14 protein-coding genes are annotated in these 14,296 nt (G+C 64.3%); 7 read left to right on the forward strand and 7 right to left on the reverse strand.

The features are described from left to right. Positions 1-231 precede the first annotated feature (231 nt). The gene (gene ilvD, locus FJ934_RS24230) at positions 232-2,076 is read right to left on the reverse strand and encodes a dihydroxy-acid dehydratase (protein ID WP_140612955.1); all 1,845 of its coding nucleotides are present in this window, start codon (positions 2,074-2,076) and stop codon (positions 232-234) included. Positions 2,077-2,343: 267 nt separating this feature from the next. Between ilvD and FJ934_RS24235 the strand changes: the two genes are divergently transcribed. Continuing rightward, positions 2,344-2,814: a VOC family protein gene (locus FJ934_RS24235; protein WP_140612956.1), complete on the forward strand. Its 471-nt coding sequence runs from the start codon at positions 2,344-2,346 to the stop codon at positions 2,812-2,814. 123 nt (positions 2,815-2,937) lie between these two features. Here FJ934_RS24235 and FJ934_RS24240 read toward each other — a convergent pair whose 3' ends face one another. Then, on the reverse strand, positions 2,938-4,530 hold the full coding sequence (locus tag FJ934_RS24240; RefSeq protein ID WP_140612957.1) for a peptide chain release factor 3: 1,593 nt from the start codon (positions 4,528-4,530) through the stop codon (positions 2,938-2,940). A 237-nt stretch (positions 4,531-4,767) separates the two neighbouring features. On the opposite strand from FJ934_RS24240, the gene FJ934_RS24245 reads away from it, so the two are divergent. After that, a complete protein-coding gene (locus FJ934_RS24245) occupies positions 4,768-5,841 on the forward strand; it encodes an FAD-binding oxidoreductase (RefSeq protein ID WP_140612958.1) in 1,074 nt (357 codons plus the stop codon). Here the strand turns inward: FJ934_RS24245 and FJ934_RS24250 are convergent. The 3 genes from FJ934_RS24250 to FJ934_RS24260 form a co-directional block, all read right to left on the reverse strand. Then, positions 5,835-7,208, reverse strand: coding sequence for an amidase (locus FJ934_RS24250; RefSeq protein ID WP_140612959.1), 1,374 nt, complete (start codon positions 7,206-7,208; stop codon positions 5,835-5,837). The two genes, FJ934_RS24245 and FJ934_RS24250, sit on opposite strands and share 7 nt — an antisense overlap. 172 nt (positions 7,209-7,380) lie before the next feature. Beyond that, the gene (locus FJ934_RS24255; RefSeq protein WP_140612960.1) at positions 7,381-8,181 is read right to left on the reverse strand and encodes a class II glutamine amidotransferase; all 801 of its coding nucleotides are present in this window, start codon (positions 8,179-8,181) and stop codon (positions 7,381-7,383) included. Positions 8,182-8,196: 15 nt separating this feature from the next. Beyond that, positions 8,197-8,445 carry a DUF6356 family protein gene (locus tag FJ934_RS24260; protein WP_140612961.1) on the reverse strand — a complete coding sequence of 83 codons (249 nt, stop codon included), beginning with the start codon at positions 8,443-8,445 and terminating at the stop codon, positions 8,197-8,199. A gap of 113 nt (positions 8,446-8,558) precedes the next feature. Between FJ934_RS24260 and FJ934_RS24265 the strand changes: the two genes are divergently transcribed. The 5 genes from FJ934_RS24265 (at position 8,559) to FJ934_RS24285 (ending at position 12,383) form a co-directional block, all read left to right on the forward strand. Beyond that, on the forward strand, positions 8,559-9,029 hold the full coding sequence (locus tag FJ934_RS24265) for an Lrp/AsnC family transcriptional regulator (RefSeq protein ID WP_140612962.1): 471 nt from the start codon (positions 8,559-8,561) through the stop codon (positions 9,027-9,029). Positions 9,030-9,125: 96 nt separating this feature from the next. Further along, positions 9,126-9,611 (forward strand): dUTP diphosphatase, encoded by a 486-nt coding sequence (gene dut, locus FJ934_RS24270; RefSeq protein ID WP_140612963.1) that lies wholly within the window; start codon positions 9,126-9,128, stop codon positions 9,609-9,611. Beyond that, positions 9,611-10,270, forward strand: a complete 660-nt coding sequence (locus FJ934_RS24275) for an HAD family phosphatase (protein ID WP_140612964.1) — start codon at positions 9,611-9,613, stop codon at positions 10,268-10,270. The genes dut and FJ934_RS24275 overlap by 1 nt, the downstream gene beginning before the upstream one ends. A 296-nt stretch (positions 10,271-10,566) precedes the next feature. After that, positions 10,567-11,370: an oxaloacetate decarboxylase gene (locus FJ934_RS24280; protein ID WP_140612965.1), complete on the forward strand. Its 804-nt coding sequence runs from the start codon at positions 10,567-10,569 to the stop codon at positions 11,368-11,370. Between the two features lie 14 nt (positions 11,371-11,384). Then, complete coding sequence (locus FJ934_RS24285; protein ID WP_140612966.1) at positions 11,385-12,383, forward strand: proline racemase family protein; 999 nt, start codon at positions 11,385-11,387, stop codon at positions 12,381-12,383. 9 nt (positions 12,384-12,392) lie between these two features. On the opposite strand, the gene FJ934_RS24290 is transcribed toward FJ934_RS24285, so the two are convergent. After that, a complete protein-coding gene (locus tag FJ934_RS24290) occupies positions 12,393-13,094 on the reverse strand; it encodes a sulfate transporter family protein (RefSeq protein ID WP_140612967.1) in 702 nt (233 codons plus the stop codon). 148 nt (positions 13,095-13,242) lie between these two features. Next, positions 13,243-14,145 carry an EamA family transporter gene (locus tag FJ934_RS24295; protein ID WP_140612968.1) on the reverse strand — a complete coding sequence of 301 codons (903 nt, stop codon included), beginning with the start codon at positions 14,143-14,145 and terminating at the stop codon, positions 13,243-13,245. Between the last annotated feature and the right edge of the window lie 151 nt (positions 14,146-14,296).

The following is a 14,296-nucleotide window of genomic DNA, read 5'->3' on the forward strand; positions in this document are numbered from 1 at the left end:
TCCAGCAGACATGATGAATCAGATATTCTCGCCGATGGGAATCCCTCGCGATTCCGTCAGGTCAGATTATGCTCTAAGAGGTTGCCGCCAGCCCCTTCTCCCCGTCCCTATACGGGGAGAAGATGCCGGCAGGCAGATGAGGGGCAGCGCCGACGTGACCGGCAACGAGCATAGTTGAAGCCGCTCACGGAGCGCAGCTGTCGCCGCGTCTTCAAACTCCCCACCAGGATCTTACTCCGGCACGACCCGCACCGCGCCCTTGTCGGCGCTGGTGGCGAAGGCGGCGTAGGCGCGTAGCGCGGTGGTCACCTTGCGCTTGCGCTTTTCCTCGGGCTTCCAGGCGTCCGCGCCCTTGGCTTCCATCGCCGCGCGGCGCGTTTCCAGTTCGGCGTCGCTGATGGCGAGGCGGATGGTGCGGTTGGGGATGTCGATCTCGATCGTGTCGCCTTCCCTCACCAGCCCGATCGTGCCGCCCTCGGCGGCTTCCGGCGAGACATGGCCGATCGACAGGCCCGACGTGCCGCCGGAGAAGCGGCCGTCGGTGACCAGCGCGCAGGCCTTGCCGAGGCCCTTCGACTTCAGATAGCTGGTCGGGTAGAGCATTTCCTGCATGCCGGGGCCGCCACGCGGTCCCTCGTAGCGGATGACGACAACGTCGCCAGCCTTGATCTCGTTGGAGAGGATGGCCTTCACGCTGGCGTCCTGGCTTTCGAACACCCGCGCCGGGCCGGTGAACTTCAGGATCGACTCGTCGACGCCGGCCGTCTTCACGATACAGCCGTCGAGCGCCAGATTGCCTTTCAGCACGGCAAGCCCACCGTCTTTCGAAAACGGCGTCTCCGCCGAGCGGATGACACCCTTCTCGCGATCAAGATCGAGATCGTCCCAGCGGCGGTCCTGGCTGAAAGCGACCTGTGTCGGCACGCCGCCGGGAGCGGCGAGGAAGAAATCGCGTACGTTCTGGCTGGTGGTGCGGGAAATGTCCCAGCGGTCGAGCGCCTCGCCGAGGCTAGCCGTGTGCACGGTCGGCAGGTCGCGATTGATCAGCCCGGCATTGTCGAGTTGGCCAAGGATGGCCATAATGCCGCCGGCGCGGTGGACGTCTTCCATATGCACGTCCGACTTGGCCGGCGCGACCTTGCACAGCACCGGAACCCGCCGCGACAGTCGGTCGATGTCCTCCATGGTGAAGTCGACCTCGCCCTCGTAGGCGGCGGCCAGGATGTGCAGCACGGTGTTGGTCGAGCCGCCCATGGCGATGTCGAGGGTCATGGCGTTCTCGAAGGCACCCTTCGAGGCAATGCTGCGCGGCAGCGCTGTCTCGTCATCCTGCTCGTAATAGCGCTGGGCGAGATCGACGACGAGGTGACCCGCCTCGACGAACAACCGCTTGCGGTCGGCGTGCGTCGCCAAGGTCGAGCCGTTGCCCGGCAGCGACAGGCCGAGCGCCTCGGTCAGGCAGTTCATCGAATTGGCGGTGAACATGCCCGAGCAGGAGCCGCAGGTCGGGCAGGCCGAGCGCTCGATGACCTTGACGTCCTCGTCGGAGATCTTGTCGTCGGCGGCCGCCACCATGGCGTCGACCAGATCGAGCGCCTGCGCCTTGCCGGCCAGCACCACCTTGCCGGCTTCCATCGGCCCGCCGGAGACAAAGACAGTCGGGATGTTCAGGCGCAGCGAGGCCATCAGCATGCCGGGCGTGATCTTGTCGCAATTGGAGATGCAGACCATGGCGTCGGCGCAGTGCGCGTTGACCATGTATTCGACCGAATCGGCGATCAATTCGCGCGACGGCAGCGAATAGAGCATGCCGTCATGGCCCATGGCGATGCCGTCATCGACGGCGATGGTGTTGAATTCCTTGGCGACGCCGCCGGCCTTCTCGATCTCGCGCGCGACCAGCTGGCCGAGGTCCTTCAGATGGACATGGCCCGGCACGAACTGGGTGAACGAGTTGACCACCGCGATAATCGGCTTGCCGAAATCAGAGTCCTTCATGCCGGTGGCGCGCCAGAGGCCGCGGGCGCCGGCCATATTGCGGCCATGGGTGGTGGTGCGGGAGCGATAGGCAGGCATGACTCTTCCTTGGCTGGCCGGCTGCGCTCGATGCGGAGCGTGGCGGCGCTGAATTCGGACCGCAGGCGTTATAGACTCGCAAATATGGTCTGGCCACATTTTTGCAATGCGCCAGATTTTCCTGGAAAATTCGAGGGCTCCCGAAAAAAATGCATGCGGTTGTCGGATCAGGTGCCGCAAAGGCGTCCTTGGGACGGACGGCAGGAATGGCACCATTCTCGGAGTCAGCCGTTTCACTACAACAGCAGAGCAACCGAGGAGTGCACCATGCAAAAGATTACCACCTTCCTGTGGTTCGACGGTGAGGCCGAAGAGGCCATGAACCACTATGTGTCCATTTTCAAGAATTCGAAGGTGCTGAGCGTCACGCGCTGGCCCCAGGGCCACGCCTCGGAAGGCAAGGTGCTGGTGGCCTCGTTCGAGCTCGACGGCGTGCAATTCCAGGCGCTCAACGGCGGCCCGCAATACAAGTTCACCGAGGCCATGTCGCTGTCGATCGACTGCAAGACGCAGGAAGAGGTAGATCATTTCTGGACCAGGCTCACCGAAGGCGGCGGCGAACCTGGACGCTGCAGCTGGCTGAAGGACAAGTTCGGCGTTTCCTGGCAGGTCGTGCCCGAGCAGCTGCCGAAGTTGCTCCAGGACCCCGACAGGGCCAAGGCAGGCCGGGTGATGTCGGCGATGATGCAGATGGGCAAGATCGACATCGCCAAGATCGAAGAGGCGGCGAAGGGCTGAGCGAACGCCCTGAGCTTGCGAAGGGCGGGCACATTGCCGATCGGTCCTTGAGGTCGGCGCCGCCCCTCATCCGCCCTTCGGGCACCTTCTCCCCGTGGACGGGGAGAAGGAAAAGGCGGCAGCTCAGGCTGCTTTGTCGCGGACCTGATAGTCCTTGATCGTTTCGAAACGGATCGCCTTCCAGCGTTCGGCTTCGTAGTTCAGCGAGAAGGCGTGCTGGGCGAGGAACACCGGGTCGTTGTCGAGGTCGCGGGCGATGTCGCCGCGATGTGCTTCGATGAAGCGCTGAACCTCGGCCTTGTCGTCGGCCGATATCCAGCGGCAGACGGAAAAGCGCGACATCTCGAATTCGACGGGCAGCGTGTATTCGAAGTTCAGCCGTTCCTTCAGCACATCGAGCTGCAGTGCGCCGACGACGCCGACGATGGCCGGTGAGCCATCCTCGGGCGAAAACAGCTGCACGACGCCTTCCTCGGCCATCTGGTGCAGCGCTTCCTTGAGTTTCTTCGCCTTCATGGCGTCGCCGAGGCGGACGCGGCGCAGGATTTCCGGGGCGAAGTTCGGCACGCCCCTGAACAGTATTTCCTCGCCTTCTGTCAGCGTGTCGCCGATGCGCAGCGTGCCGTGGTTGGGAATGCCGACGACGTCGCCGGCAAAGGCTTCGTCAGCGGTAACGCGGGTGCGGGCGAAGAAGAACTGCGGTGCCGACAGGCTCATCGGCTTTCCCGTGCGCACCAGCTTGGCCTTCATGCCGCGCTCGAGCTTGCCCGAGCAGACCCGCACGAAAGCGATGCGGTCGCGATGGTTGGGGTCCATGTTGGCCTGGATCTTGAAGACGAAGGAGGTCATCTTATCCTCGGTCGCCTCGACCTTGCGGGTGTCGGCCTCCTGCGCGCGCGGCGGCGGTCCATAGGCACCAAGCGCCTCGATCAGGTCGCGCACGCCATAATTGCGCAGCGCCGAGCCGAAATAGACCGGTGTCAGATGACCCTCGCGGAAAGCGTCGATGTCGAGCGGCCGGCAGGCTTCGCGCGCCAGTTCCAGCTCCTCGATGAAGGCTTCGCGCTCGTTGTCGGGCAACAGCCCGGCGACGCGGTTGGAATCGGGGCCGTTGACCGGCGTGCGCTCCTTCTCGTCGTCGCCCTTGCGCACCGCGTTCAGCGCCAGATGGTAGGTGCCGGAGAAGGTCTTGCCGCGGCCGATCGGCCAGGTGATGGGTGCGGTGTCGAGCGCCAGCTTCTGCTCGATCTCGTCGAGGATCTCGAACGGGTCGCGGCTCTCGCGGTCCATCTTGTTGACGAAGGTGATGATCGGGATATCGCGCAGCCGGCAGACTTCGAACAGTTTCAGCGTGCGCGGCTCGATACCCTTGGCGGCGTCGATCACCATGACGGCCGCGTCGACCGCCGACAGCGTGCGGTAGGTGTCGTCGGCGAAATCCTCGTGGCCGGGCGTGTCGAGCAGGTTGAAGACGTTGTCTTCATACTCGAAGGTCATCACCGAAGTGACGACCGAGATTCCGCGCTCGCGCTCGATCTTCATCCAGTCGGACCGGGTCTGGATGCGATCCTTCTTGGCCTTGACCTCGCCGGCAAGCTGGATGGCGCCGCCGAACAGCAGCAGCTTTTCGGTGAGCGTGGTCTTGCCGGCGTCCGGGTGGGCGATGATCGCGAAGGTGCGGCGGCGCGACACTTCCTCTGGTATTGTTTCGGGCATTCTTTTGGGATTTCCGTGTGACAGGCCGGGCTTCTAGCAGCGCAGTGCCGGGCTGTCGACCGTTCCGGCGGCGCGGACGCCGCCGGGTGCCGCAGCTCGCTCAAGCCGACTCGGTCCGAGGGGCAGCCGGCACTTGACGTCACGACGCATATTTCTCGCGGCTCGATGTTGGCAAGCAGCTGCCAGCGTGGCACTTGGGTGAGCGTTGCCTGAGGACTACGATGCAGAGGTGAAAGCATGACCGCGGCGAAACAAGTCATCGTTATCGGCGCCGGCATCATCGGCGCATCGATCGCCTGGCATCTCACCAAAGCGGGCGCCCGGGTGACGGTCATTGCCGACAGCGCCGCCGGCGGAGTGGCGACTCCGAATTCGTTTGCCTGGATCAACGCCAGTTGGGGCAATCCGGAGCCGTATTTCCGGCTGCGCACCCGCGCCATGGCCGAATGGACAAGACTGGTGCAGGACCTGCCCGGCCTGCCGCTCAGCTGGTGCGGCGGCCTGTGCTGGGATCTGTCGGCGGCCGACCTGAAAACCTATGCCGAAGAACATTCATCCTGGGGCTACGGCATCGAGCGCGTCGACCGCGCCGCAGCCGCGCGCATCGAGCCCAATCTGACCGAACTTCCAGATTTCGCCCTGCATGTCGCCCAAGAGGGCGTCGCGGAACCCGTCGCCACAGCGAAAGCGCTGCTGGCCGACGCGGAGCGGCATGGCGCGCGCATCCTCATCAGCTCGGTAACGGCACTTGCCCAGAGCAATGGCCGCATTACGGGCGTCGACACATCACATGGGCTGGTTGCCGCCGACGAAGTGGTGATCGCGGCCGGCGTCGGCTCGCCGGACATTGCCGCGACGGCCGGCGTCAGACTGCCGATCGAGACGCCGCCGGGCCTGATCGTCCATTCGCGGCCATACAGAAAACTGCTCAACGGGCTGGTGCTGGCCGAGCGGCTGCACATGCGCCAGACCGCGGAGGGCCGCATCATCGCCGGCTCTGATTTCGGCGGCGGCGACCCGGGCATGGATGCCGACGCCACGGCTCGCGAGTTGTTTGCAGTCATGAAGGCCATGCTGCGCGACAGCGCCGGACTGGAACTGGATTTCCACACGATCGGCTACCGGCCGACGCCGGTCGACGGCTTCCCGGTCATCGGCCGCGCCGAGGGCATGCGTGGTCTCTATGTCGCCGTCACGCATTCGGGCATCACGCTGGCGCCGGCGGTCGGCCTGTTCGCCGCCCGGGAGATCCTCGACGGCGAGCGTGACCCGCTGCTGGCACCTTACGGATTGGGTCGCTTCGCTCAGTAGCCCGGCGGGCGACTGAAGCCGCCAGTCAAGGGCGCCATCGCCTTGGCCATGCCGAACAGCCGCGATTCCGACCAGCGTCTGCCGACCAGTTGCAGGCCGATCGGCAGGCCGTCGCCATCCTGTCCGCACGGCATCGAAAGGGCTGGGTGGCCGCTGTAGTTGAAGACGGCGCCATAGGCCGGCAGCATCCAGTAGCTCTGTTGCCCACCGCCGACCTCGATCGTCGTGCCCGGTTCGCAATGCGGGAAGGCCGTGGTCATGGCGACCGGACAAAGCAGCGCGTGATGGCTCTCGAAAAAAGCATCCCAGGCGAGGATGGACCGGTCGCGGCGGGCGAGTGCCCCGAACCAGCGGGAGATCGGTGTCGGCTCTTCCGGCGGCTCCGGCTGTGCGGCTTCCATCATCATGCCGATCAGCGCTCCCCCCTGGGCAAGATCGTCGTGCAGATCGAGCCTGGGCAGCTTCGCTTCCTCGACGGTGGCGCCGGCCGATTGCAGTTGTCTTGCGAGATTTTCAACCGCTGCGCTAATGTCGCCGGCCACCGGGAAACCGGGAAAGGTCGATGCAAAGGCGATGCGCACTGTCTGGAGGTCAAGCTCCGGCATGGCCTCAACCGGCACCGGCGCAAGATCGGTGTCGCGCCCGTCCGGCCCGGCGATGATTCGGTAGATCAACGACAGATCGTCCACGCTGCGCGCCAGCGGCCCGAGGCAGGACATCAGCCGCACGCTGCGCGCGGCGCCAGCCGGGTCCGGGAAGGCGCCTACCAGCGAGACGCGGCGCTCCGTCGGCTTGAGCCCATAGACACCGCAGAAGGCGGCGGGCAGCCGGATCGAATCCTGCATGTCCGTGCCGACATCGAATGGCGTCATGCCAGTGGACACCGCCGCTGCGGCGCCGCCGCTGGAGCCACCTGCGGTCCGCTCAAGGTTCCAGGGATTGCTGGTGCGGCCGAACAGCGGATTGTTCGACTGCCAATCGGAAAGCATGGTCGCGACATTGGTCTTGGCGAAGAGATTGCCGCCGGCCGCCTTTAGCCTCGCAACGACCGGGCTGTCGTGGCTCGCGACGTAGTCGGCGAAGGGCGGAAAGCCGACAGTGGTCTTCATGCCCGCCGTCTCGTGCGTGTCTTTCAGCGTGAAGGGAACGCCATGCAAAGCCCCGCGCGCCTCACCGCGCGCCACCATCGCGTCAGCATTTCTTGCCCGCTCGCGCGCGCCTTCCCTGTCGAGCGAAATGACGGCGTTGACCGCTCCGTTGTGGCTATCGATCTGCGCGAGATGGGCGTCGAGTGCTTCGACGGCCGAAATCTTGCGCTTGGCGATGGCGGCCGCGAGATCGGCGATCGAGGAAAAGATGGCGTCCATGGCGAATGATCCGGCTTGACCGCGCTCGCCCGAGTGAAGATGGCGGACAGCGGCATGACTTCAAGCGGAGTCGAGCATTCGAGGATCGGCAACGCTTGATCGAAATTGCGTTGCCGAGTCGATGAAGTCAGCGCTGTCCCGCGACGTTTCTCATTTGCAATCCGGACAATCGCTACCCGACCAACGCCAGTTTCGGCGCTGCCGGCGCAAAGGGACGAATGGCGATCTCCTCTCGGGTCATGGTGACAAAGCTCGACGGCGGAACAGCCTGCCAATCGCCGCCGTCGCGGTCGAAAGGTTCGGAGACGATACAGCGGCCGCCGCCCGTGCGGAACATGGAGGTATAGAGCGTCGGCGCGTGGGCGTCGGTGGCGTAGCGCACCGCGTGCAGCGCCTGTCCGTCCGAGAAGGCGGCGGTGAGTTTCAGGGCCGGTTCAAGGCCGGCGCGGCGCGAGGCTTCGAGCACCCGGGCGGTGGCGCGCGACACCGCGCCTTGCGGGTCGCCGGCCAGTCCCTCATCAATCATCAGCAGGAAGAACAATTCGGAATCGGTGGTACCTTCGCGCAGGTCGAAGACGGCGTCGGATAAGGAATTCTCCAGCGCGCGGCGGATCTTTTCGAAGCCGCCGATCTGGCCGTTGTGCATGAACGACCAGGGACCCGAGATGAAGGGATGGCAGTTCATGCGGCTGGTGGCGCCGCCGGTCGAGGCCCGCACATGGGCGAGGAACAGGCCGGACTTGATCTGCCGGCACAGGCTCTTCAGATTGGGGTCCGACCAGGCCGGCAGGATGTCGCGATAGAGACCCGGTTCCGGCCGGTCGCCATACCAGGCAAGGCCGAAGCCATCGCCATTGGTCGGCGACTTCGCTTCCTGGGCGCAGTGGCTCTGGGCGATCAGCGAGTGGCAGGGCGCCGTGAGGATGTCTTCGAGAAAGACCGCTTCACCGAGATAGGCCGCCCATCGGCACATCGCTTCCGTCGTCCTCTAGGCGCGATCGGGAAGAGCCGCGGGCTCCTTGGTCGCGTGTGTGCCCCTGTTGTGCGTCCGCTCGTAAAGCTGGCGGACGATTCGGCTGGCGGTAGCCTCGAACAGAAATGGCAAGAAAGCGTGAACGAGCGCGGCGCCCGCCGCCATCAGCAGACGCGAGGAGAACCAGGCGGCGAAGGCCATATGGCTGAAATAAGTTTCGCCGACCTTGGCCGGATGAGAGGTGAAAATGCTTGCTACCGACATGCTGGTCCCCTTCAGCGCTTGAGTTCTTATGTTGAGTATCCTGGCACGCTTTGCTGGTTCATCGGTCCCAAAATGTCCTTGTATTTTGTTACTCCTTGGGACAAACATCCCACATGGCGCTCGAAATCGACGAAATCGACCGAAAATTGCTTGCCGAATTGCAACGCGACGGCACGTTGTCGGTCGACCAGCTGTCGGAACGGGTGGCCTTGTCGCGCAATGCGTGCTGGCGGCGCGTCAAGCGGCTGGAGGAGGATGGCGTCATCACCGGGCGCGTGGCGCTTGTCGATGCCGACAAGCTTGGGCTTGGTCTGTCGGTGTTCATCCTGATCCGCACATCGAACCATGATCCCGGCTGGTTGCAGAAATTCCGCGCGGCGGTGACGGGCTTACCCGAGATCATCGGCGTCTACCGCATGTCCGGCGACCTTGACTATGTCTTGCGCGCCCGTGTCGCCGACGTGAAGGCTTATGACCGGCTATACCAGCGGCTGATCGCCAAGGTGGCGCTGTCCGACGTGTCCGCCTCCTTCGTCATGGAGGAGATCAAGGAGACGACGGTGGTTCCGATGGAAGTGCGCTGAGCTGCGCTCCGGCCATAGTGATGCCCGAAAGAAAGACGTTGATACTCTTGCACGCGAATTGACCGAATCGGCATTCGCGCCGATAGGATCGATTTTATGCGCGCAGCTCTCCAAACTCCCTCCGTGATCGGTCCGACTGTCGGCTTCGTCAGGTTGCCGCATGGTGAAGGACTACCGCTTCCCGCCTATGAAAGCACCGGCGCCGCCGGCATGGATCTGCGTGCGGCCGTGCCGGATGACCGGCCGCTGCTGATCCTGCCGGGAAAACGCGCCTTGGTGCCGACCGGCCTGATCCTGGAAATTCCCGAAGGCATGGAAGGCCAGGTCCGGCCTCGCTCCGGCCTTGCCTTCAAACACGGCCTCACCGTCCTCAATTCGCCTGGCACGGTCGACAGCGACTATCGCGGCGAGGTGAAGGTGCTCTTGATCAATCTCGGCGACGAGGATTTCGCCGTGACGCGCGGCATGCGCATCGCCCAGCTCGTTTTCGCGCCAGTGACTCAAGTGGCCGTTGAAGAGCGTTCCCTGGCCGGCGGCACGGCGCGTGGCGCGAGCGGGTTCGGATCAACCGGCACCGCCTAATGTCCTTTCCTAAACTTGTTATTTTCGACTGCGACGGCATCCTCGTCGACACCGAGAACCTTGCCAACCGACGCCTCGCCGAATGGCTCGTTGCCGCCGGCTATCCGACAAGCTTCGAATATTGCCGCAAGAATTTTTCCGGCCGCAGCATGGTCTCGGTGCAGAAGCAGATCGAAGAGCAGACAGAGGTCAGGCTCGGCGCCGATTTCGTCGAGCGCTGGAATGCCGGCCTGCCTGATCTGTTCGCCCATGGCGTCGAGGCGATCCCCTATGTCCGGGAGTTTGTCGAGGCGGTGCGCGCGGCCGGCATCGCCTATTGCGTGGCCACATCGGCCAGGATCTCGAAGATGCATATCACGCTTGGCCAGACCGGGCTCTTGCCGCTGTTCGAACATGCGATGTTCAGCGCCACCATGGTCGGGCGCGGCAAACCGTTCCCGGACCTGTTCCTGCATGCGGCCAACACCCTAGGCTTTGCGCCTGCCGACTGCATCGTCATCGAAGACAGCGTCGCCGGCACGCAGGCTGGCATTGCCGCCGGCATGCGGGTGTTTTCCTATCACGGCGATCCCTATTCCGACCGCGATGGCCTGATCCAGGCTGGCGGCATCCTGTTCGACGACATGCGCGAACTTGCCGGATTGGTGCCGATCCACTGATTTATCCAGTTTGACGGGCGGACTGGACCTGTTGGGGCGCTATGCTACGTTCCACGCGCCCGACACCCCGAGCCGTGATGTCAACGATCTCCGAGGCAGCGCGCGAGGCGTCGTCGCACGAGAGTTCGGCATCCGCCACTTGGGAAAACAGCACATTACGTCAAGGATTCCGACGCGTTCGAACATTTGTCAGCAGAGAACGCCAAACGCTTCCGAACCAACCGCATTCGTTTGCCCAGGCAAAGAGGGCAAGATAAAATCCGCTCCACCAATCAGCACGCGATGGGGGAACTACCATGGACAAGGGCAAGATTTTTCGCGACCTGCATGCCACGACCTTCGTCATGCCCAATCCTTGGGATGTCGGCACGACGAAGCTGCTTGGCTCCTTCGGTTTCAAGGCTTTGGCGACGACCAGCGCCGGCTTTGCGTTTTCGCGCGGCCTGCCGGATGGCGCCGTGACCTTCGATCAGATGATCCATCATTGCCGCGAGGTGACGGCGGCAACCAGCCTGCCGGTGTCGGCCGATCTCGAGAGAGGCAAGGGCGACAGCGCCGAGCAGGCCGCTGAAACCATCTTCGCGGCCGAAGCGGCCGGCCTTGCCGGCTGTTCGATCGAGGATCACACAGGCGATCCCGACAAGCCGATCTATGATTTCGCCCACGCGGTCGAGCGCGTCGCGGCGGCGGTGGAAGCAGCACGCGCGCTGAAACGCGATTTCGTGTTCACGGCGCGCGCCGAGAACTTTTTGTGGGGCAAGTCCGACCTCGACGACACCATCAAGCGGCTGCAGGCCTTCGAGAAGGCCGGCGCCGATGTGCTCTACGCGCCAGGCATCGGCGACGTCGAGATGGTGCGGACCTTGTGCTCGGCGGTCAGCAAGCCGGTCAACGTCATGGCGAGGCCCGGCTTCACCACCGCCGATCTCGCCACGGCAGGGGCAAAACGCATTTCGCTCGGCCCGTGGCTGACCAATTTCGCCTATGGCATGCTGGAGACGGCGGCGCGCGAGATTCAGCAGGACGGCACGTTCGGCTTCACCCGCGCCGCCATGCCGTTCGGCAAGTTGCAGGCGCTGTTCGGCAAATCCTCGGACTGAAAAGAGCCCGTCACATGACCCTTACCGTCGTCGACATGCATACGGGCGGCGAGCCGCTCAGGATCGTCACCGGCGGCTATCCGGAGATCCCGAAGGGCACCATCCTGGAAAAGCGCGCCTATGTGCGCGACCATCTCGATCATCTGCGCAAGCTGCTGATCTTCGAGCCGCGCGGCCACTACGACATGTATGGCGCCTTGCTGGTCGAACCCGACTTGCCCGGCGCCGACCTTGCCGTGCTGTTTATGCACAATGAAGGCTATTCGACCATGTGCGGCCACGCCATCGTCGCGCTCGGCCGCTATGCCGTCGACGAAGGCCTGGTGGTGAAACAGGAGCCAATCACGACGGTCAACATCGAGGCGCCGTGCGGTTTGGTCGTCGCCTCGGTCGAGGTCCACGACGGCAGGGCTGGCGCGGTGTCGTTCGAAAGCGTGCCGGCCTTCCTGTTTGCCCGTGACCAACGGATCGAATTGCCGGGCTATGGCGCGATCGGTTTCGACGTCGCCTATGGCGGCGCCTTCTACGCGCTGGCGGACTGCCACCAGTTCGGTCTTGAGTTCGGCCGCAGCCGGGTGCGTGATTTCGTCGACGCGGCGACGGCTTTGACGGACAGGCTGAAAGCGGATTTCCGACTGTCGCATCCCGACCACGCCGATCTTGCCTTTCTCTACGGCACGATTTTGACGGATGGAAAGGACGCCTTTTCCGGCGAGGTAACGAAAAACATCTGCGTCTTCGCCGAAGCCGAGGTCGACCGTTCGCCGACCGGCTCCGGCGTCACCGCCCGGCTGGCGGCCATGCATGCCAGGGGCCAGATTGCCATCGGGCAGACGCGCACCTTCGAGAGCATCGCCGGCTCGCGCTTTTCCGGAGCCGTGGCGCGAACGGCGCAGGCCGGTCCGCACGAGGCGATTGTCGCCCGCGTCGGCGGCCGCGCCTACTATTCCGGGCGAACCGAATACATCGTCGAACCCGACGACGAGTTGGGACGCGGCTTCCTGTTGCGGTGAAGGAACCGCTCAGCCGCGGGCCGCTTCCCGTGCCGAGATCGCCTTGTGCAGATGCACCATCATGGCGGCAGCGAAGAGCGGCGTCACAAGGTTGAGCAGCGGCACGGCAAGGCAGGCCGATATGATCAGGCCGGCGACAAACACCGTGCCGGCATAGCGCCCGCGCAAGGCCCTGGCCTCTTCTTCGGGGCGGAAGCGCATGGCGGCGAATTCAAAGAATTCGCGGCCGAGCAGATAGCCGTTGACGACGAAGAACGCGGCGATGTTGATGCCCGGCACCAGCAGAAGCATGAGTGCCACGATGTTGCCGACGATGACGACGCCGAAGAATTTTATCGCCAGCACAAGCGAACGCAGCGCCGGCATGGCGCGCCCAACCGGATCGCGGGGATAGTCGGTGCGCTCGACCACCTCGGCGACATCGTCGAGGAACAGGCCGGCGATCACGGCGGTCACCGGCGCGACGAGCAGCGCCATGCCGAAGGCAAGCGCTATTGCCGCAATGATGCCGCCGAGCCAGCCGGCCCAGGACGGCACGCCGGGCAACAGCGTGTGAAGCCACGGCAGAGCCAGCCACTCGACAAGGCTGGTCAGCCCGAACCACAAGGCGACCAGCGCCAGCAGGGTCAGGCCAAGCGTCTTGATGAACACCGCACGAAAGGGAGGCGAGAGCAGCTCAAGGGCCGCGATGCGAGCAACGTCGAAAATCACCGTGCTTCATCCCCGAGATCAGCGGACACCGCCGGAAAGACGGACGCTCCCGAGATAGGCAGCGCGGGCCGCAAGCACAAGCGTGGGTCGTGGTCGGTTTGACGCAATTGCGGACGGAAAGCCGCTTCCTGGTTTCCCCGGAATTGCCCTACCGCGCGAAAGCCGGCTTGCGGACCGGTATGGTCATGGCCGCGACACCGGCGACGACGAAGGCCATTCCGACCCAGGCGGTTGGCCCCAGGCTTTCGCCGAGGAAGACGGCGCCGATACCAACGCCGATCGGCACGCGCAGATAGGCTTGCGACGTCGTGCCGACGGAACCCAGCGTGTGGATGAGGCGGAAATAGATGACGAAAGCCAGCGCCGTCGAGAACACCGACAGGCCGAGCAGCGCCAGGATCGATGGAATCGAGGGGGTCAGCGTCCATGGCTGGTCGACCACCAGGCTGAGCGGCACCAGCATGACCGCGCCGCAGAGCATCGAACCGGCGGCCGGCAGCATCGGGTCGAGGCCCTTGAAGCCACGGCCGAAGATCGCGGCACCGGCGTAGCAGATTGTTGCCACGACGATGGCGACCTGCGCCCACAGCTGGTGACCGAGGCCGCCCAGCGCCTCGGTGCCAACGATGAGGCAGATGCCGGCGATGCCGGCGCCGACACTGATCAGCTTGCGCACCGTAACCGGCTCGTGGCGGGTGATCAGCGCGGTCAGCAGGAAGGTGAAAATCGGCGAAGTCGCATTGAGGATGGTGGCGAGGCCGGCGTCGACCGAGCGCTCGGCGGCCGCGATCAGCGTGAAAGGGATCACGCTGTTGAGGCAGGCCTGGAAGGCAAAGCGACGCCACGTGGCCGCATCGCGCGGCATGGCGACCCCGCGCCAGCGGATGATGGCGAACAGAATGCCGCCGGCGATCAAGGTGCGGGCGGCAATGAAAGTGACCGGCGGGATCGTTTCGACGCCGATCTTGATGAAGGTGTAGGAGGCGCCCCACAGCACCGCCAAGACGCCGAGCAACGCCAGGTCGGTTGTCGTATCGTTTTTTTCGGACATGGACTTGTCGCCTTCGGGGTGCAATCGGACTTGTTCTAGCCAACGCCGCGAAGAAGTGCTTCGGCCACGGTCGAATTGTCGTAACGCCTGGCTATTGACGCGCACCACGTGGACCCCAATTTGCAAGGACCGCAGCTTTACGCCTTGTCGA

The organism is Mesorhizobium sp. B2-4-12, assembly GCF_006441575.1.
Lineage (GTDB): Bacteria > Pseudomonadota > Alphaproteobacteria > Rhizobiales > Rhizobiaceae > Mesorhizobium.

Bases quoted from the DNA above. Each gene is read 5' to 3' on its own strand.
- ilvD (WP_140612955.1), bottom strand. From the start codon at position 2,076: ATGCCTGCCTATCGCTCCCGCACCACCACCCATGGCCGCAATATGGCC.
- FJ934_RS24235 (WP_140612956.1), top strand. From the start codon at position 2,344: ATGCAAAAGATTACCACCTTCCTGTGGTTCGACGGTGAGGCCGAAGAG.
- FJ934_RS24240 (WP_140612957.1), bottom strand. From the start codon at position 4,530: ATGCCCGAAACAATACCAGAGGAAGTGTCGCGCCGCCGCACCTTCGCG.
- FJ934_RS24245 (WP_140612958.1), top strand. From the start codon at position 4,768: ATGACCGCGGCGAAACAAGTCATCGTTATCGGCGCCGGCATCATCGGC.
- FJ934_RS24250 (WP_140612959.1), bottom strand. From the start codon at position 7,208: ATGGACGCCATCTTTTCCTCGATCGCCGATCTCGCGGCCGCCATCGCC.
- FJ934_RS24255 (WP_140612960.1), bottom strand. From the start codon at position 8,181: ATGTGCCGATGGGCGGCCTATCTCGGTGAAGCGGTCTTTCTCGAAGAC.
- FJ934_RS24260 (WP_140612961.1), bottom strand. From the start codon at position 8,445: ATGTCGGTAGCAAGCATTTTCACCTCTCATCCGGCCAAGGTCGGCGAA.
- FJ934_RS24265 (WP_140612962.1), top strand. From the start codon at position 8,559: ATGGCGCTCGAAATCGACGAAATCGACCGAAAATTGCTTGCCGAATTG.
- dut (WP_140612963.1), top strand. From the start codon at position 9,126: ATGCGCGCAGCTCTCCAAACTCCCTCCGTGATCGGTCCGACTGTCGGC.
- FJ934_RS24275 (WP_140612964.1), top strand. From the start codon at position 9,611: ATGTCCTTTCCTAAACTTGTTATTTTCGACTGCGACGGCATCCTCGTC.
- FJ934_RS24280 (WP_140612965.1), top strand. From the start codon at position 10,567: ATGGACAAGGGCAAGATTTTTCGCGACCTGCATGCCACGACCTTCGTC.
- FJ934_RS24285 (WP_140612966.1), top strand. From the start codon at position 11,385: ATGACCCTTACCGTCGTCGACATGCATACGGGCGGCGAGCCGCTCAGG.
- FJ934_RS24295 (WP_140612968.1), bottom strand. From the start codon at position 14,145: ATGTCCGAAAAAAACGATACGACAACCGACCTGGCGTTGCTCGGCGTC.